A 19,078-nucleotide genomic window follows, 5' to 3' on the forward strand; every position below is an offset into this window, starting at 1 on the left:
CCGAGGTGTCCCTCGAACGAGTTCTGGAACTGCCGATATTGTGCAGCTTGCGCTGCGTTTGGTGTACTGCTGTTCTTCGTCAGACGAAGAATTTAGCCCTGGCGCTGCTTGTGGCGCGGGTTCTCGCAGATGACCATGACGCGTCCATTGCGACGGATGACCTTGCACTTTTCGCAGATCTTCTTAACGCTGGGCTTGACCTTCATGAGTTTCTCTCTCTCGCTGTCGTCGTACCGCTCCCTCGGGTCCGAACACAGTTGTGCCGAACCAGCCTGAGCGGCCGTTACTTACAGTGCGTGTTACTTGTAGCGGTAAACGATCCGGCCGCGGGTCAGATCGTAGGGGCTGAGCTCCACGATCACGCGGTCCTCGGGGAGGATGCGGATGTAGTGCTGACGCATCTTGCCGCTAATCGTGGCAAGAACGCGGTGACCGTTGGTCAGCTCAACACGAAACATCGCATTGGGCAAAGCTTCAACGATCGAGCCTTCGATCTCAATGACACCGTCTTTTTTGGCCATAGCCTCACTGTCGCTAAAAATAGTTGCACTGGTCGTGCGGTGGATTTCGATGCTGCTGAGTCCTTGTGGATGACACGCCAGAAACGTGCGCAAAGCACCAACAGACAATCTTATGGTATTTATTGCCTTTTCGCCAACTGGCGACGCTGCTACTTCTGGTGCTCCCGCACGACCGCGACGAGGCCGGCATAGAGCGGATGCTCCGGTGCAAGTCCCGAGACACGCTCGACGAATTCTTCGGCGCTGAGCTCTGCGAGCAGGCCCTGCATTTCGGTGCTCTGCTCGTCGTCAGCGACCTCGAACCCGAGTGCTTTGCCGATCGCGTCCAGCAGAGCCGTGTGGCTCAATCCACGCTCGGCGAGTTCCGCTGCCGGGCTGATGAATCGCTCGTTGCGGCTCAGCTTGCGCAGGGGCTGCCTGCCGACGCGCTGCACGGTGTCTGGCAGGTGCGGGTTGGCAAAGCGAGTGAGGATCTTCTCCCGGTATTCGCGCTGTACCTCAGCGTCGATCCCGTGCTTGACCACGAGAAGCGCGCTGGTTTCCTCAAGGACGTGGCGGACGGCATCCGCAACGTCGCTGTTGGCCAGCACATCGGAGATCTTGTCGATGCCAGCGGCGAAACCGTAGTACGCCGCTGTGGCGTGCCCGGTGTTGACGGTGAAGAGCTTGCGCTCGATGTACGGTCCGAGAGCATCGACGAACGTCGCACCGGGGATCTCGGGCAGCGCATCGCCGAAGGGGCCCGACTCGATGACCCACTCGTAAAACGCCTCGACGGTGACGTCGATGCCCGCTGCGGGGTCCTGGCCTGGCACGATCCGGTCGACGGCAGTATTCGCGAAGACCGCACGCGGCGCGAGCGCCTCCCACTGCTCGGGGGCAACGCTCGACTGGATCTCGGTTCTGAGCAGGTCAGTCGCGTTGATGGCGTTCTCGCAGGCCATCACGGCGAGCGGAGGAAGACCCGAGTCCCGAAGGGCAAGGGCACGGGCGATCACCGGAGCGACGAACTTCAGGATGTTCGGTCCGACCGCCGTCGTGACGACGTCGGCCGTCTGAATCTCCGCGATGAGCTCGTTCTCGTTCGTTGCGCTGTTGACGGCACGGTAGCCGGTGACGGTGCGATCAGAGCCACCGTCACCGACTTCGTGCACCTCGTAGCTCGGCGCCGCGTTCAACGCGTCGATGAGCTCAGCGTTCACGTCGGCGAAGACAACTTCATAGCCGGCGTCGTGGAGCAACAGACCGACGAATCCTCGTCCGATGTTGCCCGCGCCGAAGTGAACTGCTTTCATTCTGCGTTGACCTCCTCGAGCAGGGCGAACAGTTCGTTCGCGTCTGCCGCATTGATGAGCTTCGAAACCTCGTCCTCGTCCGAGAACACGATGGCGATCTTCGAGAGGATCTCGAGGTGCTCGTTGTTGAGCCCGGCGATGCCGACGGCGAAACGCACCTCATCCCCATCCCAGTCGATCGGGTTCGTGTACCGGACGATCGACAGCGCCGAACGCACGATGGCGTCCTTGGCGTCGTTCGTTCCGTGGGGAATCGCGAGGAAGTTACCCATGTAGGTCGAGACGGATGCCTCGCGCTCCAGCATCGCGTCGACGTACTCCGGCTTGACCGCGCCGGCGGCGACCAGGAGCGCACCGGCCTCGCGGATCGCTTCTTCCTTCGTCGTCGCCGAGCCCTCGGCGACGATGTTTCCCGGTGTCAGGATGGATTCGGTCATTCGGCGGCTCCCTGGCTGTTGTTGCGCTTGACGAGTTCGACGACGTCATCGTATTTCGGGCTGTTCATGAAGTTGTCGACCGAGATGTGCTGCGAGTTCGGCGACTTCTCCCGTGCCCGGTCCGTGAGGTCCTGGTGGGTGATGACGAGATCGGCGTCACCCTTGAGGTTCGCAATGGACTGGTTGGTCACAGTGACGTCGGTAACGCCGGCCTTCTTGATCTTGTTGCGGAGAACCGAAGCGCCCATGGCGCTCGAGCCCATACCGGCGTCGCACGCGAAGACGATGTTCTTCACGAGCGTCGTCGTTCCGGTTCCTGTTGCCGAACCGGTGTCCGTGGTTCCCTCGGTGACGAGGCCGCCGAGGACCGAGCTCTGCTTGCCCTTGTTGGCCTGGGTTGCAGCAACGGCCGCACCCATGTCACCGGCGTTGCCGGACGCGAGGTCGCGCTTGCGCGATGCCCTCAGGATGATCGCTGCCACGACGAACGACACAGCTGCCGCGATCAGGACCGAGAGGATGACACCGACGAAGCTGTTGCGCTCGGTCACGGCGAGAATGGCGAAGATGCTGCCGGGAGACGCCACGCTGACGAGACCGGATCCGAAAATCGCGTTGGTTGCGACACCGCTGGCTCCACCCGCGATGACGGCGAGGAGAAGCATCGGCTTCGAGAGAACGTACGGGAAGTAGATCTCGTGGATGCCACCGAAGAACTGGATGATGATCGCACCGGGTGCGGTCGCCTTCGCAGCGCCAAGGCCGAAGATGCTGAACGCCAGGAGCAGTCCGAGTCCTGGACCGGGGTTTGCCTCGAGCAGGAAGAGGATGCTCTTTCCGGTTTCCTCAGACTGCTGGAGTGCCAGCGGAGTCAGAACGCCGTGGTTGATGGCGTTGTTGAGGAACAGAACCTTTGCCGGCTCGATGAGGATGCTCGCGAGCGGCAGGAGTCCGGCGTCGATGAGCCAGTTCACAGCTGCACCCAGTGCGGTTGTGATCGCCTGAATGATCGGGGCGAGCCCGAAGTAGGCGATGATCGCGAGGATCGCGCCGAGGATACCGGCCGAGAAGTTGTTCACCAGCATCTCAAAGCCGGCCTTGATCTTGCCTTCCCAGATGCTGTCGACCTTCTTCATGAGCCACGCGGCAAGCGGGCCGGCGATCATGGCGCCGAGGAACATCGGTGAACCGCTGAAGACCGGGTCTCCCATGGTCGCCGTAATGATTCCCATGGTCGCGATCGTCGCGACGACGCCGCCTCGCTGGTCGTAGATCATCCGACCGCCGGTGTTGGCGATCAGGAGCGGAAGCAGGAAGTAGAGGATCGGAGCAACCATGCTGGCGATCTGCTCGTTGGGCGTCCAGCCGTCCGGGATGAACAGGGCGGTGATCAGCCCCCACGCGATGAACGCCGGGATGTTTGGCATGACCATGCCGGAGAGGAAGGTGCCGAATCGCTGAACGCGAACCCGTGCACCCCCTGCCTTCTTGGTCGGTGTCGACGACGTCGTCGTTGTCATGATTGTTCCTCTTTCAGGGTGAGTGCAGCGGCGGCAACCGCTGCACGGGCTTCGGCCGCGCCATCGGCGGCCAGGGCGATCTCGGCGAGCTTTCGGGCCTCGTCGATGGTGTATTTCAGGAGGGACGCTCGTACGTCGACGAGCGCCGGGGTGGACATGGACAGTGTGGTCGCCCCGAGCCCAACGAGCACGACGGCGAGGAGCGGGTCAGCCGCCGCCTCACCGCAGATTCCGACGGGCTTGCCTGTCGAGGCGCCGGCAGCGCCGACCTCTCCGACGAGACGAAGCACGGCGGGGTGCCACGGGTCCTGGAGCGCTGCTACCGAGCCGAGCATCCGGTCAGCGGCAAGCGTGTACTGGGTCAGGTCGTTGGTGCCGATCGACGCAAAGTCGCTGGCGGCGAGGACCTGGGGGGCGAGGAGCGCGAGCGACGGCACTTCGACCATCACACCGGCCGTCTTGATGCCGTATTCGCGGGCGATAGCGACGAAGTACTTCGTCTCTTCGACCGTCGACACCATGGGTGCCATGACCCACAGGTCGGCTTCGGTTGCCTTATCGGCTTCGGCGAGCGCGGTGAGCTGCTCGCGCAGGATGTCCTCGCTGGCCCGAAGGGCGCGCAATCCGCGGAGGCCGAGTGCCGGGTTCTCCTCGTGCACATCGTTGAGGAAGGGCAACGGCTTGTCCGCTCCGGCGTCAAGCACGCGGACGACGACCTTCTTGCCGGGGAACGCCTGCAGCAGTCGCGTGTAGTGCTCACGCTGCTGGGCGACCGTTGGCGCGGAACCACCGGCATCGAGGAAGAGGAACTCGGTGCGGAACAGTCCGACACCCTCAGCCCCCGCATCCGCTGCGGCTTGCGCGCCTTCGGATGAACCGAGGTTGGCGAGGAGCGGGATCAGAGTCCCGTCCTTCAGCGCACCCGGCGTCACCGGTGCGACCGCTGCAGCTTCGCGCTCGGCGATGCGGCTTTCGGCTGCGGCGACCTCGTCGTCGCTCGGTGACGCTGTCACAGTGCCCGCAGCGGCGTCGACGATGACCGTTGTCCCGTCGGCGAGCGTCGAGACATCCGCGGTACCGACAACGGCGACGATTGACTTCTCGCGGGCGAGGATCGCCGTGTGTGACGTCGGTCCGCCATCGCTGGTGACGAGGCCGAGGACCTTGTCGAGGTCGAGAAGCGCGGTGTCAGCCGGCGCGAGGTCGCGAGCTACGAGCACGAACGGGTGGTCGGGGTTCGGCACGCCGGGAGCGGGCACGCCGGAGAGGTCGGCGATCACGCGCTGGGAGACATCGTCCAGGTCGGCGGCGCGCTCCCCCAGGTAACCGCCCATGGCGGCAAGCTGGTCGCGGAAGCTTGCAAACGCCTCGAAGACGGCGCGCTCGGCGGTGATCCCCCGAGCAAGGCTCTCGTCGATGATGTCGGACAGTGTCGGGTCCTCCGCCATCATCGCCTGTGCTTCGAGCACGTCGCGAGCGGTGCCCCCTGCGGACTTTCCCCGTTCTTCCAGGTCGCGCGCGACAACGCTGAGCGATGCCCTCGCGCGTCCGGCTTCGTCCTCGACGGACTTCGTGCTTGGTGTGTCCTGCGGCTCGGGCAATGGCTCAGACATGCGGGCGACGACACCGACGACCACACCCTGTCCGATCCCGGTGCCCTGCAGTGTTGTGTGTGTTCCTGTCACTGTCATGACTGCTCTCCTCGGCTCGTCGATCTTTTATTCGTCATGGTCCGTCACAAGAAGCTCCACGAGTTGGTCGAGCACAGCATCGGCGTTGGTGCCGTCTGCGGTGAGCGTCACGTAGTCGCCGAAGTCAACACCGAGCGAGATCACGCCGAGGATGCTCGAGGCGTTGACCGGCTTGCCACTTCCCTTGGCGATGGTGACATTCGCTCCGGAAGCCGCGGCCGCCTGTGTGAACAGCTTCGCGGGACGGGCGTGGAGACCGTGAGATGAACCGATTCGAACGGTGCGTTCAGCCATGAAGTGTTTCCTCCGTCGCTTGCCTGTGTGTTCCCTCACGTGTTGACCGTGCTCCGGCAGCAGAAAGAGCAAGGTCGAGGGCTTCGTCGCCAGCCGGCGACGAGAAGACTGAGGCGGGCATGACCGCGACGGCCACACCTCGCGAGTGCGCTGTCGCACGGATGATGTCGACGTGCGAGGTCAGGTGGGGTCCGACGAGAACGACATCAGCGCCCGCGCTCTGCGCATCGAACGCAGTGAGTGGACAGGCTGTAGCGGAGACATCGATCTTTCTCGCCATGGCGGCTTTTCTGACGCGCTGGGCGACAAACGTGCTGGACGCTCCCGCACCGCACACTACGAGGATCTTCATTGATCCGCCTCCGTCGACAATCTTGCTGTGGAAATCTGCTTGCTGTGGAAATCTACGCCGGGAAATGGCCAGCTTGTCAAGCATTCCGAGTTCCGACGATGATTGCCACCAGGTTCTCTTCCGCGGGGTAGGAAAGCGGGAGGGGCTTTCACGCACAAAATGGACGAAGTCGGCCCGCTCAAGGGTAACGTTGACTGGAGTCGGGACCGGCCATCGCGGACTCGGGTTCGACAGGAGTTGCACGTGACACGCGAGAAACAAGACCGCATCGCCTGGTATCTCGCGCGCGCCGACACCTGGGTGACCGCGGCCGAACTGGCAGATGCGCTTGGCGTGACCACGCGCAGCGTGAGGAATTACGTGACCGCGCTCAAGGAACGGGCTGCAGGACTCGACCTCATCTCGGGCGGGCCGCAAGGGTACCGGATTTCCCTTGACGCCTGGGCGGCGTTCCGGCAGGGCGCGGCTGAGCCGCAGACCGAGACCCCCCGTGCCCGCCTGTACTCGATCGTGCGTCGGCTCGTCGACAGCCCTGACGGCCTCGATGTCTTTGAGCTTGCGGCGGCGCTGTACGTCTCTGAGTCCACCGTCGAGGCGGATCTTTCGCGGGTCAGGCTTCTCCTCTCCGAAGCGGAGTTGACGCTCGTCAGATCCGGAAGCACAGTGATGCTCAGCGGCAGCGAGCTCGCAAGACGCCGCTTGCTCAGTCGCATGTTCCGTGACGAAACCGAACGTGGGCTGATTGAACTCGAGGCGATCCAGCGCGAATTCTCGGCACACAACCTCAGCGGGTTCAAGACCGACCTGCTCGCGATGCTCACCGACCTCGGTTATCTCCTCAACGACTACGGCATCGACAACGTCCTGCTGCATATTGCGATCGCCGTGGACCGGGTGTCGAAAGACCAGCAGGTCAAGGCGCCCGCGTCGCAGCCCGACGAGGCATCCACCGAGCTGTCGCGCCGGCTTGGCGCTCTCATCGAGGCATCCCTCGGCACGAGGCTCGGCGCTGCAGACGTCGAGTATCTCGCGTATCTCCTCGCGACGAGGGGCGTCCAGGCCGCTGACGCCACCGATGGTACCGCTGCGCACCCGGGGTACCTCGACTCGTCCGACCTCGAAACCGTGCGTTCCATCGTGCTCTCCGCCGGCAACGAGTATCTCGTTGACCTCAGCGATGAAGATTTCATCACGAGGCTGACCCTGCACGTGCAGAACCTGCTTCGCCGGGCGCAGGAACGCTCGTACTCCCGCAACCCGCTCGCGCGGAGTATCAAGACGTCGTACCCGATGATCTACGAACTCGCCGTGTTCATCGCGAGTCAACTGCAACGCCAGGGATCCATCGAGATCAATGACGACGAGATCGCATACATTGCCATGCACGTCGGCGCTCACCTTCAACAGCAGGTCAGGCGCGACGAGCTGATGCGCTGTGTGATCGTCTGCCCGAACTATTACGACATGCACCTCATGCTTCGCGACCGCGTCATGATCCTTCTCGGCGACACCCTCGAGGTCGTGAAGGTCGTCACGCGGAGCGACGTCGCGTGGAACGACCTCGACGCAGATATCGTGCTCACCACCATCGAGCCTCCCGTGCCATCCGACTCGATCCTCACCGTGCAGCCGTTCTTCACCGATGCGGATGCCGACCGGGTGCGCCAGGCGATCGCCCGGCTGAAACGCGTACGCCGCCGAGCACTCATCAAGGACGACGTTCTCCGCTATTTCGATAGCGCTCTCTTTCTCCGCAACGTTCAGGCCAGCGACGAAGAATCCATGATCCGCACCCTCGGTGAACTCATGCGCGATCGCGGCATCATCGACGACAGCTACATCGAGGGTGCCATCGAGCGCGAACGGATGTCGTCGACCGCCTTTACCGATTCGCTCGCGGTTCCGCACGCGATGGCGATGACGGCATCCACCACGTCGATTGCGATCGCCGTGAACGAATCGAGCATGCCGTGGGGCGACAATCGCGTGAACGTTGTCGCGCTCATCGCGTTCAGCGAAGCGGGGCGCGCGAGCTTCCAGACGGTGTTCGATCAGTTCGTCGAGGTCTTCTCAGACCGCGAGGACGTTCAGCGCATCATCCGCAAGTCGACGGACTTCGCCGCGTTCATCGACGAACTCGTCCACACCATGGACTCCTGACCTCAGGCAAGCAACGCAGCGTTCAGTTGCCTGGTCAGTCCACGGTCGGTCGGTATCTCTGTGCCGTCGACCTCGGTGACCGGTACGGCGAGCCGGACGCTCGACACCAGCCAGAGCGCATCCGACCGCTGCAGCTCAGCTATCTCGACCTTGCGGTAGACGCACTCGAAGCCATCACCTTCGAGGTGCGCGAACAGGTCGGCCTGGGTGGTACCGGCCAGAATCCCGTGCTGGATGACCGGGGTGACTATGGTGTTTCCCTGCCTGAGGAGCAGCGTCGATGTCGGTGCTTCCAGAGCGAACCCATCTGTCGACGTAAACACGGCATCGTCCGCCCCGCGCCGCTGAGCTTCGCGAAGCGCGGCCATGTTGATGGCGTAGGACAGCGTCTTGGCCCCGACGAGCAGCCAGGGGCTTGCCTCGCCGACGTCGTTGGCATATCCCCGGCTCAGGGTAACGACTTTCACCCCGTTCTCCCGCTCGGGAAAGTCACCGGTGATCGGCGTCGCCGTCGCCCAGCAGGTTGGTCCGCCCTGGCCGGTTCCGCGGGTGATGGTGAGCCGGATTGATGCCTGCCCGACACTCGGAAGCGCGTCGAGCAATGCGGCGATGGCTGCCCGCCACTGGTCGTGATTGGGTGCGGGCAGGTCCAGCTTGTGCGCGGAGCCGGTCAGCCTGGCGAGGTGGGCCTCGATACCGCGGGCCCGGCCGTCGTTCGCTCCGAGGGTCTCAAACACTCCGTCACCACGTGCCGCCGCGGCGTCGAACGCGGTGAGAATGGGCTCGTTCTCGGCTACGAACGTCAGTGACGCACTGAGTACGGCGTCGGTGGCGGCCCGGTCCTCCGGGATCGGATCGATCAGCAGCACGAGTCGAGTCATGTCATCGACACTAGCCGCACAACCGGCGTCAGGCGATGGGCGTTGGGGTGACGCCGAACGGGGCAAGCCCGGCTGCTCCCCCATCCTCGGCGGTCAGGACCCAGATTCCGTCCTTGTGCACCGCAACGCTGTGCTCCCAGTGGGCAGCTGCCAGGCCGTCGTCGGTGGCGACCGTCCAGTCGTCGTCGCGAGTGTGGGTGTCGATGCCTCCGAGCACGACCATCGGCTCGATGGCGACCACCAGCCCCGGTTTCACCTCAGGGCCCTTCTGCCTGACCCGGTAGTTGAACACGGGCGGTGATTCATGCATCGCCCTTCCGATGCCGTGGCCAACGTAGTCCGTGAGGATGCCGTAGCTTCCGCGCTTCTCGACATACTCCTCGACCGCCTCACCGACCTCGTTGAGGTATCGGGCCCTTGCGAGCCGCGCGATACCGGCCCAGAGCGAGCCCTCGGTGACGTCGGAAAGCTTCTGCCGCTCGGCAACGAGCTGTGGGCGTGACGGGTCGGGCAGGACAACACTGATCGCGGCGTCGCCGTTCCAGCCGCCCAGGATCGCGCCGCTGTCCACCGAGAGGATATCGCCCGGTTCCAGGCGACGCCCGTTCGGGATTCCGTGCACGACTTCCTCGTTGACCGAGGCGCAGATCGTGTGGTTGTACCCCGGCTCCAGCTTGAAGTTCGGCTGGCCACCGAGCGCGACGATCGCGGCTTCAGCCGCCGCGTCGATCTCGAGGGTTGTCCGACCGACAGCGATCGTCTGCCGAGCCGCGGCGAGCGATGCGGCCGTCGCGAGTCCCGGCTCCACCATGAGGCGAAGCTGGGCTGGGGTTTTGTAAATGGACTTGCGCAGCATTTCGTGTGTTTCTTGTTGTTCTACTCGGACGATCCGGTCAGACGGTGACGGCGATCCCCCGGGCAGCGAGTGCATCCCTGACGCGGGCCGCAACCTCGCCAACGGGGCCGAGCCCGTCGACGTCGATGACGAGTCCACGCTCGGCGTATGCGGCGATGACCGGTTCCGTCTGGTCCTGGTAGACGTCCTGGCGGTGCCTGATCACATCTTCGGTGTCATCGGCACGACCCTGTTCCGAGGCCCGCTTGAGCAGCCTCGCGACAACCTCATCCGGGTCGGCCACCAGACGCACAACGGCGTCGAGCTCAGCTCCGGTTTCGGCGAGGATCGAGTCAAGCTCGTGCACCTGGTCGACGGTACGGGGGTAACCGTCGAGGAGGAATCCCTCGCTCGCGTCGTCCTGGTGGAGCCGGTCGCGCACGATTTCGTTGGTGAGCGAATCGGGAACGTATGAACCGCTCGACACGATCTCCTGGATTTTCATCCCGAGTTCGGTCCCGTCCTTGATGTTCGCGCGAAAGATGTCGCCCGTCGAGATGGCCGGGATTCCGAACGTCTCGGCGATGATGGCGGCCTGGGTTCCTTTTCCTGCACCGGGAGGACCGACGATCAAGAGGCGGGTCATCGGAGAAGTCCTTCGTAGTGACGCTGTTGCAGCTGTGAATCGATTTGTTTGACGGTCTCGAGCCCGACGCCGACGATGATGAGGATCGACGCGCCACCGAACGGGAAGTTGGCATTTGCGCCAACCAGCGCAAGGGCGACCAGCGGGATGAGAGCGACGAGTCCGAGGTAGACCGAGCCGGGCAGGGTCACGCGGGTGAGCACGTAGTCGAGGTACTCGGCCGTCGGCCGGCCCGCACGGATACCGGGGATGAAGCCACCGTACTTCTTCATGTTGTCTGCCACTTCCTCCGGGTTGAAGGTGATGGCGACGTAGAAGTAGGTGAAGCCGACGATGAGCAGGAAGTACAGCGCCATGTACAGCGGGTGGTCGCCCTGCACGAGGTAGTTCGTCACCCAGGTGACCCACGCGGCTGGCTCCTGGCCAGCAGCCGGGGTGTTGAACTGGGCGATCAGCGCGGGCAGGTACAGGAGCGACGACGCAAAGATCACGGGCACGACACCGGCCATGTTGACCTTGATCGGAATGTAGGTGTTGTTGCCACCGTATGTGCGGCGTCCCACCATCCGCTTCGCATACTGAACAGGGATGCGTCTCTGCGACTGTTCAACGAAGACCACGAGCATCATGATCACGATTCCGACCGCGAGGACGAGCAGGAACGTCTCGAAGCCCTTCGCAGCCCAGATCGAACCGAGCGAGCTGGGGAAGGTTGCAGCGATCGAGGTGAAGATCAGCAGCGACATTCCGTTGCCGATGCCGCGCTCGGTGATCATTTCACCGAACCACATGATGAGCCCGGTACCGGCCGTCATGGTGATGACCATGAGAAGGACGGCGTACCAGGTGTCGTTGGTCAGCAGCTGGCTGCACTCGGCGCTCGCGTTCGTGCCGAACAGCGCCCCCGACCTCGCGACGGTGATGAGCGTCGTCGACTGCAGGATGCCGAGGAAGATGGTGAGGTACCTGGTGTACTGGGTGAGCTTGCCCTGGCCGGACTGGCCTTCTTTATGGAGCGTCTCGAAGTGCGGGATCACGACGCGCAGCAACTGCACGATGATCGACGCTGTGATGTACGGCATGATCCCGAGCGCGAAGATCGAGAGCTGGAGCAGGGCTCCGCCGGAGAAGAGGTTGACAAGTTCGTAGAGGCCGGAGGTCCCCTGGTTCTGCGCCAGGCAGGCCTGGACGTTGCCGAAGTCGACGAACGGTGCTGGAACGAATGAACCAAGGCGATACAGGGCGATGATGCCCAGTGTGAACCCGATCTTCCGTCGAAGGTCTGGAGTGCGGAAGATCCGCGCAACGGCGCTAAACAAAAAAGGCCTCCTGGTTTTCGAGCCGAAGAATTCGGCTCTTATTGCCGGTTGATGGCCCCGTATCGAACAGGCCCGGCAATCGAATCTACTCGATTACCGGGCCTGTCGAACAATCGGTGACCTGCTCGCTAGGGGCGAGCGCTCGACCGGCGTCTTTTGTTTTACTTTACAGAGCCGCCAGCAGCAACGATCTTCTGCTCAGCTGACCCGGAGACTTTGTCTACCGAGATGTTCAGCTTCACGTCGATGTCGCCGTTTCCGAGGACCTTGACCTTCTCGTTCTTGCGAACAGCACCCTTGGCTACGAGGTCGGCAACTGTGACGTCGCCGCCCTTCGGGTAGAGCTCAGCGAGACGCTCAAGGTTCACAACCTGGTACTCGACGCGGAACGGGTTCTTGAACCCGCGCAGCTTCGGAGCACGCATGTGCAGGGGCAGCTGGCCACCGGCGAAGCCGGGACGAACCGAGTAACGAGCCTTCGTACCCTTGGTACCACGACCTGCAGTCTTACCCTTGGAGCCTTCACCGCGGCCGACGCGCTGGCGGTCCTTCTTCGAGCCCTCAGCGGGACGAAGGTGGTGGACCTTGAGCACCTGCGGGCGGGGAGCGGACTCCTCCGCCTTCTTCGCGGGGGCCTTGCGGGCAGGAGCCTTCGCCACGGGGGCGTCAGCTGCTACGGACTCGGCCTTGGTGGAAGCAGCCTTGGTCGAAGCTGCCTTGGTCGAAGCCGCCTTGGCAGGCGCCTTCTTCGCAGGAGCCTTCTTGGCAGCGGGCGCCTTTGCGTCAGCCGTCTTTGCAGCGGCCTTCTTCGCGGGAGCCTTCTTGGCGGTCTCCTCGGTGACGTCTTTCTTGTCAGCCATTAGTCGATCTCCTCAACCTTGACGAGGTGAGCAACAGTGTTGACGTAGCCACGGTTCTGCGAGTTGTCCTCACGGACAACCACAGCGCCGATTCGCTTAAGTCCCAGGCTGCGCAGAGTGTCGCGCTGGTTCTGCTTCTCACTAATTTTGGATTTGATCTGCGTGATTCGCAATGAAGCCATTACGCACCTACCTTTGCGGCTGCCTTGGCAGCGGCCTGGGCCTCGACCTGCAGCAGCTTGGCAGGAGCAATCTCGGAGTACTCCTTGCCACGGCGTGCGGCAACGGCGCGAGGCTCTTCGAGCATCTTCAACGCGGTAACTGTCGCGTGAACGATGTTGATGGTGTTCGACGAACCGAGCGACTTGCTGAGAACGTCGTGGATGCCTGCACACTCAAGGACGGCACGGACGGGACCACCGGCGATAACACCGGTACCCGCAGCAGCCGGACGCAGGAGAACAACACCTGCGGCTGCCTCACCCTGGACGGGGTGCGGGATGGTCGAGCCGACGCGGGGAACGCGGAAGAAGTTCTTCTTCGCTTCCTCGACGCCCTTGGAGATGGCGAGAGGCACTTCGCGAGCCTTGCCGTAGCCGACGCCGACCATTCCGTTGCCGTCTCCGACGACGACGAGAGCGGTGAAGCTGAAGCGACGACCACCCTTGACGACCTTGGAGACACGGTTGATGGTGACGACGCGCTCGAGGAACTGGTTCTTGTCAGCGTCGCGGCTGTTACGCTCGCGGCCCTGGTTACGCTCGCCACGACCGCCACGGCGGCTGTCGCGAGCATCGGTGCGACCCGAGCTCTCGGTACCGGCTGCAGTTTCGACCGGCTTTTCGACGGCTGGCAGCTCAGCAGCAGCTGCAACCTCGGTCTTCTGTACATCACTCACAGGTTCAACCCACCCTCTCGAGCACCTTCGGCGATTGCCGCGACGCGACCCGCGTAACGGTTGCCACCGCGGTCAAAAACGACTTCTTCGATGCCGGCGCTCTTCGCACGCTCTGCAACGAGCTCGCCGACCTTCTTGGCCTTTGCGGTCTTGTCACCGTCAAAGGTACGGAGGTCAGTTTCGAGGGTCGATGCCGACGCGAGGGTGAAACCCTTGCTGTCGTCGACGACCTGCACGAATACGTGACGAGCCGAACGGGTCACAACGAGACGCGGACGAGCCGCTGTTCCCGCGATCTTCTTACGGAGGCGCGCGTGACGACGGTCACGCGCAGCCGACTTGGACTTTACGGCCATGGTTACTTACCAGCCTTTCCGGCCTTGCGGCGAACAATCTCGCCGGCGTAACGCACACCCTTGCCCTTGTACGGCTCAGGCTTGCGAATCTTACGAATGTTGGCAGCAGCCTCGCCGACGGCCTGCTTGTCGATACCAGACACCGTGAGCTTGTTGTTGCCCTCAACGGTGAGTGTGATGCCGGCAGGCGGGTCGATCAGGACCGGGTGCGAGAAGCCGAGCGCGAACTCAACAGAGCCGCCCTTCTGGGCAACGCGGTAACCGGTTCCGACAACCTCAAGGCCCTTGGTGTAGCCCTGGGTTACGCCGACGATCTGGTTGCTGATGAGTGTGCGGGTGAGTCCGTGGAGCGAACGTGATTCACGCTCGTCGTCGGGGCGAGTGACCAGAACCTGGCCATCCTCAACCTTGACCTCGATGGGGCTTGCGACGTTCAGCGCGAGCTCACCCTTCGGGCCCTGGACGGTGACGGCTGAACCGTCGACCGAAACTGTGACCCCTGCGGGGATCTCAATGGGAAGTCTTCCAATACGCGACATATCTGGCTACCACACGTAAGCGAGAATTTCTCCGCCTACGCCCTTCTTCTCAGCCTGACGGTCTGTAAGCAGACCAGAGGAGGTGGACAGGATGGCGACGCCGAGGCCGCCGAGAACCTTGGGGATCTCCGTCGACTTTGCGTACACGCGGAGGCCTGGCTTCGAGACACGCTTGATGCCCACGATGGAGCGCTCGCGGTTCGGGCCGAACTTGAGGTTCAGCGTCAGGGTCTGTCCGACGCGGGCGTCAGCAACTTCCCATCCGGAGATGTAGCCCTCTGACGTGAGGATCTCTGCGATGTGGCTCTTGAGCTTCGAGTGCGGCATGGACACGGTGTCGTGGTGCGCCGAGTTCGCGTTGCGCAGTCTGGTCAGCATGTCTGCGACCGGATCTGTCATTGTCATGTGTTATTTCCTTCGGTTCACCAGGTTTCGTTCACCCGTTACACGAATGACGACCTGTGGTGGTTAGGGGAGAAACGGATGCTCCGCCCCCCTGATCTCCACGCTCGAGTGCGCCGGACACCGATTTGTCAAACAAATGAGTGCCGGCGCAACCGTGCGAGAGAAATCTTCAGTTGTGGGCAACCGCAGTGCGGGCCGGCTGCAAGCAACCGACCCACTCTACAGTTACTTTGCTGAGTCTGTTGACGTGAAGGGGAATCCGAGCGCCTTGAGGAGCGCGCGACCCTGCTCGTCGGACTTCGCCGTCGTAACAACGGTGATGTCCATTCCGCGTACGCGGTCGATCTTGTCCTGGTCGATTTCGTGGAACATCGACTGCTCGGTCAGACCGAACGTGTAGTTGCCGGTGCCGTCGAACTGCTTCGGGCTGAGGCCGCGGAAGTCGCGGATTCGCGGGAGAGCGAGGCTCAGCAGGCGGTCCAGGAACTCCCACATGCGGTCGCCACGAAGCGTGACGTGGGCGCCGATGGGCTGACCTTCGCGCAGCTTGAACTGTGCGATGGACTTGCGGGCCTTGGTGACCTGTGGCTTCTGACCGGTGATCTTGGTCAGGTCGGCAACAGCGCCATCGATGATCTTTCCATCGCGGGCTGCCTCACCGACACCCATGTTCACGACGATCTTGGTGAGTGTCGGAATCTGGTGCACGTTGGTCAGGCCGAGTTCCTTGAGCAGCTGCTCCTGGATCTCTGCCTTGTACTTTTCCTTGAGGCGGGGCTGGATTTTGCCAGCCGCCACTGCCGTGTCAGTCATTAGAGGTCCTTACCTGACTTCTTGGCGTAACGAACACGGACCGTCTTGGTGACGCCGTTCTTCGTTACTTGCTCGTTGCGGTGTCCGACTCGCGTCGGCTTCTTGGTCTCGGGGTCAACGAGAGCCACATTCGAGATGTGGATCGGAGCCTCGTGGGTCTCGACGCCACCGGTCTTCGTTCCGCGCTGGGTCTGACCCTGGCGGACGTGCTTGGTGACGTAGTTGACGCCCTCAACGATGACGCGGTTCTTCTCGACCAGGACCTGGATGACACGACCCTGCTTGCCGCGTGAACCGCCGCGAGCCTGGGTTGCGCCAGAGATGACCTGGACGAGGTCGCCCTTTTTGATCTTCGCCATGACTAAATAACCTCCGGTGCCAGCGAGACGATCTTCATGAACTTCTTGTCGCGAAGCTCGCGACCGACCGGTCCGAAGATACGGGTACCGCGGGGGTCGCCGTCGTTCTTCAAAATCACTGCTGCGTTCTCATCGAACTTGATGTAGGAGCCGTCCTGACGACGAACTTCCTTCTTGGTGCGAACGATGACTGCCTTGACGACGTCACCCTTCTTGACGTTTCCGCCGGGGATTGCGTCCTTGACGGTCGCAACGATGGTGTCGCCGAGGCTGGCGTAACGCCGGCCGGATCCGCCGAGAACACGAATGGTGAGAAGCTCCTTGGCGCCGGTGTTGTCGGCAACCTTGACTCTGGATTCCTGCTGAAGCATTTTCTAACTCCTTCTGACAAGTAAAGCCCGGGGGCTTACTTGGCCTTCTCGAGGATCTCGACCAGGCGCCAGCGCTTTGTGGCGCTGAGCGGGCGGGTCTCGCTGATCAGAACCAGGTCACCGATGCCGGCGCCGTTGAGCTCGTCGTGCACCTTCCTCTTGGAGGTGCGGCGGATGACCTTGCCGTAAAGCGGGTGCTTTACGCGGTCTTCGACCTCAACCGTGATGGTCTTGTCCATGCGGTCGCTGATGACGTATCCACGTGCCGTCTTGCGGTAGCCACGAACAACGGCCTCAGCCTCAGTCGAGGGTGCTGCGCCCTTAGCGTCAGACTTAGCCATTACTTGGCCTCCTCAGTCTCGGTTTCGGGTGCCGCTTCAACGGCATCCTTCTTCTTGGTCTTCTTCGCAGCCTTGACCGGAGCCTCGACTTCAACGGCAACCGGGGTGGCCCGGATTCCGAGCTCGCGCTCACGGATGACCGTGTAGATACGAGCGATGTCGCGCTTCACGGCGCGCAGGCGGCCGTGGGTCTCGAGCTGGCCGGTGGCCGACTGGAAGCGCAGGTTGAACAGCTCTTCCTTGGCCTTGCGCAGCTCGTCGACAAGACGTTCGTCTTCAAATGTGTCGAGCTCAACGGGGGTGAGCTCCTTGGAACCGATCGCCATTATGCGTCGCCCTCCTCGCGCTTGATGATGCGTGCCTTGAGAGGCAGCTTGTGGATTGCACGGGTCAGTGCCTCGCGGGCGAGTGTCTCTGGGACACCGGCAACCTCGAAGAGCACACGGCCGGGCTTGACGTTCGCGACCCACCACTCGGGTGAACCCTTACCGGAACCCATGCGGGTTTCAGCAGGCTTCTTGGTGAGCGGACGGTCGGGGTAGATGTTGATCCAGACCTTTCCACCACGCTTGATGTGACGCGTCATCGCGATTCGAGCGGACTCGATCTGACGGTTGGTCACATAAGCGGGGGTGAGGGCCTGAATGCCGTACTCGCCGAAGCTGACAACGGTTCCACCGGTGGCCTGGCCAGTGCGGTGTGGACGGTGCTGCTTGCGGTGCTTGACACGACGTGGAATAAGCATGATTAAGCCGTAGCCCCTTCTGCAACCGGAGCGTCCGCACGAGGTGCACGACGCGGACGGTCACTGCGCTCCGGGCGGCTCGACTTAGCGTTTGCCTGCTCGCGAGCGAGTTCCTTGTTGGTGATGTCGCCCTTGTAGATCCAGACCTTCACGCCGATGCGGCCGAAGGTGGTCTTTGCCTCGTAGAAGCCGTAGTCGATGTTCGCGCGGAGCGTGTGCAGTGGCACACGGCCTTCGCGGTAGAACTCCGAACGGCTCATCTCGGCGCCGCCGAGGCGGCCGGAGACCTGGATGCGGACACCCTTGACAGTCGAGACGCGCTGGGCGCCCTGCAGGCCCTTACGCATTGCGCGGCGGAATGCCACACGTGCGGAGAGCTGCTCGGCGATGCCCTGTGCAACCAGCTGGGCGTCAGCCTCTGGGTTCTTGACCTCGAGGATGTTCAGCTGGATCTGCTTGCCCGTGAGCTTCTCGAGGTCTGTGCGAATCCGCTCAGCCTCGGCGCCACGGCGACCGATCACAATGCCCGGACGGGCGGTGTGAATGTCGACGCGGACACGGTCACGGGTGCGCTCGATCTCGATACGCGAGACACCGGCGCGGTCAAGCGAGGTGCCGAGCAGTCGACGGATCTTGACGTCTTCAGCAACGTAGTCGCTGTAACGCTGGCCAGGCTTGGTGCTGTCGGAAAACCAGCGCGACACGTGGTCGGTGGTGATGCCGAGGCGGAAGCCGTATGGATTTACTTTCTGACCCATTACTTCGTACCCTCCTCAGGAGTGGCGAGCACAACAGTGATGTGGCTGGTGCGCTTCAGAATCTGGAATGCCCGGCCCTGTGCACGCGGCTGGAAGCGCTTGAGGGTCGTGCCCTCATCAACGAATGCCTTGGCGATGTACAGGTCCTGCTCGTCGAGGAACTGGTTGTCCTTGTCTGCCTTGACGCGAGCGTTCGCGATGGCAGAAGCAACCAGCTTGTAGACGGGCTCTGATGCACCCTGCGGTGCGAACTTCAGAATGGCCAAGGCCTCAGTGGCCTGCTTTCCGCGGATCATGTTGACGACGCGGCGGGCCTTCATGGGGGTGACGCGGATGTGACGCACTCGTGCGACTGACTCCACCATTTCTCTCCTCCTTTTCGTCACCGCGTTAGCGGCGACGACCCTTCTTGTCATCCTTCACGTGTCCACGGAAGGTGCGGGTGGGTGCAAACTCGCCGAGCTTGTGCCCGACCATCGACTCGGTGATGAACACCGGGATGTGCTTGCGACCGTCGTGCACCGCGATGGTGTGCCCAAGCATGTTGGGGACAATCATCGAACGGCGCGACCAGGTCTTGATGACGTTTTTGCTGTTGGCCTCGTTCGCGCGAACCACCTTGCGGAGCAGGTGGTCATCAACGAAGGGGCCCTTCTTAAGACTGCGTGGCATCTTCTACAAC

General features: G+C 62.7%; 28 protein-coding genes. 1 reads left to right on the top strand and 27 read right to left on the bottom strand.

Annotation, left to right across the window (positions count from 1 at the left end):
• Positions 1-92: 92 nt before the first annotated feature.
• The 8 genes from rpmJ to C3E77_RS11475 all read right to left on the bottom strand — a co-directional run bounded on the left by rpmJ (position 93) and on the right by C3E77_RS11475 (position 6,110).
• Positions 93-206 carry a 50S ribosomal protein L36 gene (rpmJ, locus tag C3E77_RS11440; protein WP_108391750.1) on the bottom strand — a complete coding sequence of 38 codons (114 nt, stop codon included), beginning with the start codon at positions 204-206 and terminating at the stop codon, positions 93-95.
• A gap of 93 nt (positions 207-299) precedes the next feature.
• Positions 300-521 (bottom strand): translation initiation factor IF-1, encoded by a 222-nt coding sequence (gene infA, locus C3E77_RS11445; protein WP_108391751.1) that lies wholly within the window; start codon positions 519-521, stop codon positions 300-302.
• A gap of 149 nt (positions 522-670) precedes the next feature.
• Positions 671-1,816: a mannitol-1-phosphate 5-dehydrogenase gene (locus C3E77_RS11450; RefSeq protein ID WP_108391752.1), complete on the bottom strand. Its 1,146-nt coding sequence runs from the start codon at positions 1,814-1,816 to the stop codon at positions 671-673.
• Complete coding sequence (locus tag C3E77_RS11455; protein WP_108391753.1) at positions 1,813-2,253, bottom strand: PTS mannitol transporter subunit IIA; 441 nt, start codon at positions 2,251-2,253, stop codon at positions 1,813-1,815. The genes C3E77_RS11450 and C3E77_RS11455 overlap by 4 nt, the downstream gene beginning before the upstream one ends.
• Complete coding sequence (locus C3E77_RS11460; protein ID WP_108391754.1) at positions 2,250-3,773, bottom strand: PTS mannitol transporter subunit IIBC; 1,524 nt, start codon at positions 3,771-3,773, stop codon at positions 2,250-2,252. Before C3E77_RS11460 ends, C3E77_RS11455 begins: the two co-directional genes overlap by 4 nt.
• Positions 3,770-5,464, bottom strand: coding sequence for a phosphoenolpyruvate--protein phosphotransferase (gene ptsP, locus C3E77_RS11465; RefSeq protein WP_108391755.1), 1,695 nt, complete (start codon positions 5,462-5,464; stop codon positions 3,770-3,772). The genes C3E77_RS11460 and ptsP overlap by 4 nt, the downstream gene beginning before the upstream one ends.
• A 27-nt stretch (positions 5,465-5,491) precedes the next feature.
• Positions 5,492-5,758: an HPr family phosphocarrier protein gene (locus C3E77_RS11470; RefSeq protein ID WP_108391756.1), complete on the bottom strand. Its 267-nt coding sequence runs from the start codon at positions 5,756-5,758 to the stop codon at positions 5,492-5,494.
• Complete coding sequence (locus tag C3E77_RS11475; RefSeq protein WP_198410466.1) at positions 5,751-6,110, bottom strand: PTS sugar transporter subunit IIB; 360 nt, start codon at positions 6,108-6,110, stop codon at positions 5,751-5,753. The genes C3E77_RS11470 and C3E77_RS11475 overlap by 8 nt, the downstream gene beginning before the upstream one ends.
• Before the next feature lie 243 nt (positions 6,111-6,353).
• On the opposite strand from C3E77_RS11475, the gene C3E77_RS11480 reads away from it, so the two are divergent.
• Entirely contained in the window at positions 6,354-8,270 is a 1,917-nt protein-coding gene (locus C3E77_RS11480; protein ID WP_232528966.1) for a BglG family transcription antiterminator, read from the top strand.
• Positions 8,271-8,272: 2 nt separating this feature from the next.
• On the opposite strand, the gene C3E77_RS11485 is transcribed toward C3E77_RS11480, so the two are convergent.
• The 19 genes from C3E77_RS11485 to rpsS form a co-directional block, all read right to left on the bottom strand.
• The gene (locus tag C3E77_RS11485) at positions 8,273-9,151 is read right to left on the bottom strand and encodes an aminodeoxychorismate lyase (RefSeq protein ID WP_108391758.1); all 879 of its coding nucleotides are present in this window, start codon (positions 9,149-9,151) and stop codon (positions 8,273-8,275) included.
• Positions 9,152-9,179: 28 nt separating this feature from the next.
• Positions 9,180-10,007, bottom strand: a complete 828-nt coding sequence (map, locus tag C3E77_RS11490; RefSeq protein WP_108391759.1) for a type I methionyl aminopeptidase — start codon at positions 10,005-10,007, stop codon at positions 9,180-9,182.
• A gap of 37 nt (positions 10,008-10,044) precedes the next feature.
• Complete coding sequence (locus tag C3E77_RS11495; protein ID WP_108391760.1) at positions 10,045-10,632, bottom strand: adenylate kinase; 588 nt, start codon at positions 10,630-10,632, stop codon at positions 10,045-10,047.
• Positions 10,629-11,951, bottom strand: a complete 1,323-nt coding sequence (gene secY / locus C3E77_RS11500) for a preprotein translocase subunit SecY (protein WP_108391761.1) — start codon at positions 11,949-11,951, stop codon at positions 10,629-10,631. Before secY ends, C3E77_RS11495 begins: the two co-directional genes overlap by 4 nt.
• Positions 11,952-12,112: 161 nt before the next feature.
• On the bottom strand, positions 12,113-12,811 hold the full coding sequence (gene rplO / locus C3E77_RS11505; protein WP_108391762.1) for a 50S ribosomal protein L15: 699 nt from the start codon (positions 12,809-12,811) through the stop codon (positions 12,113-12,115).
• Positions 12,811-12,993 (bottom strand): 50S ribosomal protein L30, encoded by a 183-nt coding sequence (gene rpmD, locus C3E77_RS11510; RefSeq protein ID WP_108391763.1) that lies wholly within the window; start codon positions 12,991-12,993, stop codon positions 12,811-12,813. The genes rplO and rpmD overlap by 1 nt, the downstream gene beginning before the upstream one ends.
• A complete protein-coding gene (rpsE, locus tag C3E77_RS11515) occupies positions 12,993-13,709 on the bottom strand; it encodes a 30S ribosomal protein S5 (protein ID WP_416046393.1) in 717 nt (238 codons plus the stop codon). Before rpsE ends, rpmD begins: the two co-directional genes overlap by 1 nt.
• Positions 13,706-14,065, bottom strand: coding sequence for a 50S ribosomal protein L18 (gene rplR, locus C3E77_RS11520; RefSeq protein WP_108391764.1), 360 nt, complete (start codon positions 14,063-14,065; stop codon positions 13,706-13,708). The genes rpsE and rplR overlap by 4 nt, the downstream gene beginning before the upstream one ends.
• 2 nt (positions 14,066-14,067) lie before the next feature.
• Complete coding sequence (gene rplF / locus C3E77_RS11525; protein ID WP_108391765.1) at positions 14,068-14,604, bottom strand: 50S ribosomal protein L6; 537 nt, start codon at positions 14,602-14,604, stop codon at positions 14,068-14,070.
• A 6-nt stretch (positions 14,605-14,610) separates the two neighbouring features.
• Entirely contained in the window at positions 14,611-15,009 is a 399-nt protein-coding gene (gene rpsH / locus C3E77_RS11530; protein WP_108391766.1) for a 30S ribosomal protein S8, read from the bottom strand.
• Between the two features lie 225 nt (positions 15,010-15,234).
• Positions 15,235-15,822 carry a 50S ribosomal protein L5 gene (rplE, locus tag C3E77_RS11535; protein ID WP_108391767.1) on the bottom strand — a complete coding sequence of 196 codons (588 nt, stop codon included), beginning with the start codon at positions 15,820-15,822 and terminating at the stop codon, positions 15,235-15,237.
• On the bottom strand, positions 15,822-16,181 hold the full coding sequence (rplX, locus tag C3E77_RS11540; RefSeq protein WP_108391768.1) for a 50S ribosomal protein L24: 360 nt from the start codon (positions 16,179-16,181) through the stop codon (positions 15,822-15,824). Before rplX ends, rplE begins: the two co-directional genes overlap by 1 nt.
• 2 nt (positions 16,182-16,183) lie before the next feature.
• Positions 16,184-16,552, bottom strand: a complete 369-nt coding sequence (gene rplN / locus C3E77_RS11545; RefSeq protein WP_108391769.1) for a 50S ribosomal protein L14 — start codon at positions 16,550-16,552, stop codon at positions 16,184-16,186.
• Between the two features lie 35 nt (positions 16,553-16,587).
• Positions 16,588-16,893: a 30S ribosomal protein S17 gene (rpsQ, locus tag C3E77_RS11550; RefSeq protein WP_108391770.1), complete on the bottom strand. Its 306-nt coding sequence runs from the start codon at positions 16,891-16,893 to the stop codon at positions 16,588-16,590.
• Positions 16,893-17,219, bottom strand: a complete 327-nt coding sequence (gene rpmC, locus C3E77_RS11555; RefSeq protein WP_108391771.1) for a 50S ribosomal protein L29 — start codon at positions 17,217-17,219, stop codon at positions 16,893-16,895. Before rpmC ends, rpsQ begins: the two co-directional genes overlap by 1 nt.
• Complete coding sequence (gene rplP, locus C3E77_RS11560) at positions 17,219-17,638, bottom strand: 50S ribosomal protein L16 (RefSeq protein ID WP_108391772.1); 420 nt, start codon at positions 17,636-17,638, stop codon at positions 17,219-17,221. Before rplP ends, rpmC begins: the two co-directional genes overlap by 1 nt.
• A 2-nt stretch (positions 17,639-17,640) precedes the next feature.
• On the bottom strand, positions 17,641-18,396 hold the full coding sequence (gene rpsC, locus C3E77_RS11565) for a 30S ribosomal protein S3 (RefSeq protein ID WP_108391773.1): 756 nt from the start codon (positions 18,394-18,396) through the stop codon (positions 17,641-17,643).
• The gene (rplV, locus tag C3E77_RS11570; protein WP_108391774.1) at positions 18,396-18,761 is read right to left on the bottom strand and encodes a 50S ribosomal protein L22; all 366 of its coding nucleotides are present in this window, start codon (positions 18,759-18,761) and stop codon (positions 18,396-18,398) included. The genes rpsC and rplV overlap by 1 nt, the downstream gene beginning before the upstream one ends.
• A gap of 25 nt (positions 18,762-18,786) precedes the next feature.
• A complete protein-coding gene (gene rpsS, locus C3E77_RS11575) occupies positions 18,787-19,068 on the bottom strand; it encodes a 30S ribosomal protein S19 (RefSeq protein ID WP_108391775.1) in 282 nt (93 codons plus the stop codon).
• Between the last annotated feature and the right edge of the window lie 10 nt (positions 19,069-19,078).

Source organism: Mycetocola zhujimingii (assembly GCF_003065425.1).
GTDB lineage: Bacteria > Actinomycetota > Actinomycetes > Actinomycetales > Microbacteriaceae > Mycetocola_A > Mycetocola_A zhujimingii.

What these genes read in the sequence shown, in the direction of transcription:
- rpmJ (WP_108391750.1), bottom strand. Translation starts at nt 206, where the DNA reads ATGAAGGTCAAGCCCAGCGTTAAGAAGATCTGCGAAAAGTGCAAGGTC.
- infA (WP_108391751.1), bottom strand. Translation starts at nt 521, where the DNA reads ATGGCCAAAAAAGACGGTGTCATTGAGATCGAAGGCTCGATCGTTGAA.
- C3E77_RS11450 (WP_108391752.1), bottom strand. Translation starts at nt 1,816, where the DNA reads ATGAAAGCAGTTCACTTCGGCGCGGGCAACATCGGACGAGGATTCGTC.
- C3E77_RS11455 (WP_108391753.1), bottom strand. Translation starts at nt 2,253, where the DNA reads ATGACCGAATCCATCCTGACACCGGGAAACATCGTCGCCGAGGGCTCG.
- C3E77_RS11460 (WP_108391754.1), bottom strand. Translation starts at nt 3,773, where the DNA reads ATGACAACGACGACGTCGTCGACACCGACCAAGAAGGCAGGGGGTGCA.
- ptsP (WP_108391755.1), bottom strand. Translation starts at nt 5,464, where the DNA reads ATGACAGTGACAGGAACACACACAACACTGCAGGGCACCGGGATCGGA.
- C3E77_RS11470 (WP_108391756.1), bottom strand. Translation starts at nt 5,758, where the DNA reads ATGGCTGAACGCACCGTTCGAATCGGTTCATCTCACGGTCTCCACGCC.
- C3E77_RS11475 (WP_198410466.1), bottom strand. Translation starts at nt 6,110, where the DNA reads ATGAAGATCCTCGTAGTGTGCGGTGCGGGAGCGTCCAGCACGTTTGTC.
- C3E77_RS11485 (WP_108391758.1), bottom strand. Translation starts at nt 9,151, where the DNA reads ATGACTCGACTCGTGCTGCTGATCGATCCGATCCCGGAGGACCGGGCC.
- map (WP_108391759.1), bottom strand. Translation starts at nt 10,007, where the DNA reads ATGCTGCGCAAGTCCATTTACAAAACCCCAGCCCAGCTTCGCCTCATG.
- C3E77_RS11495 (WP_108391760.1), bottom strand. Translation starts at nt 10,632, where the DNA reads ATGACCCGCCTCTTGATCGTCGGTCCTCCCGGTGCAGGAAAAGGAACC.
- rplO (WP_108391762.1), bottom strand. Translation starts at nt 12,811, where the DNA reads ATGGCTGACAAGAAAGACGTCACCGAGGAGACCGCCAAGAAGGCTCCC.
- rpmD (WP_108391763.1), bottom strand. Translation starts at nt 12,993, where the DNA reads ATGGCTTCATTGCGAATCACGCAGATCAAATCCAAAATTAGTGAGAAG.
- rplR (WP_108391764.1), bottom strand. Translation starts at nt 14,065, where the DNA reads ATGGCCGTAAAGTCCAAGTCGGCTGCGCGTGACCGTCGTCACGCGCGC.
- rplF (WP_108391765.1), bottom strand. Translation starts at nt 14,604, where the DNA reads ATGTCGCGTATTGGAAGACTTCCCATTGAGATCCCCGCAGGGGTCACA.
- rpsH (WP_108391766.1), bottom strand. Translation starts at nt 15,009, where the DNA reads ATGACAATGACAGATCCGGTCGCAGACATGCTGACCAGACTGCGCAAC.
- rplE (WP_108391767.1), bottom strand. Translation starts at nt 15,822, where the DNA reads ATGACTGACACGGCAGTGGCGGCTGGCAAAATCCAGCCCCGCCTCAAG.
- rplX (WP_108391768.1), bottom strand. Translation starts at nt 16,181, where the DNA reads ATGGCGAAGATCAAAAAGGGCGACCTCGTCCAGGTCATCTCTGGCGCA.
- rplN (WP_108391769.1), bottom strand. Translation starts at nt 16,552, where the DNA reads ATGCTTCAGCAGGAATCCAGAGTCAAGGTTGCCGACAACACCGGCGCC.
- rpsQ (WP_108391770.1), bottom strand. Translation starts at nt 16,893, where the DNA reads ATGGCTAAGTCTGACGCTAAGGGCGCAGCACCCTCGACTGAGGCTGAG.
- rpmC (WP_108391771.1), bottom strand. Translation starts at nt 17,219, where the DNA reads ATGGCGATCGGTTCCAAGGAGCTCACCCCCGTTGAGCTCGACACATTT.
- rplP (WP_108391772.1), bottom strand. Translation starts at nt 17,638, where the DNA reads ATGCTTATTCCACGTCGTGTCAAGCACCGCAAGCAGCACCGTCCACAC.
- rpsC (WP_108391773.1), bottom strand. Translation starts at nt 18,396, where the DNA reads ATGGGTCAGAAAGTAAATCCATACGGCTTCCGCCTCGGCATCACCACC.
- rplV (WP_108391774.1), bottom strand. Translation starts at nt 18,761, where the DNA reads ATGGTGGAGTCAGTCGCACGAGTGCGTCACATCCGCGTCACCCCCATG.
- rpsS (WP_108391775.1), bottom strand. Translation starts at nt 19,068, where the DNA reads ATGCCACGCAGTCTTAAGAAGGGCCCCTTCGTTGATGACCACCTGCTC.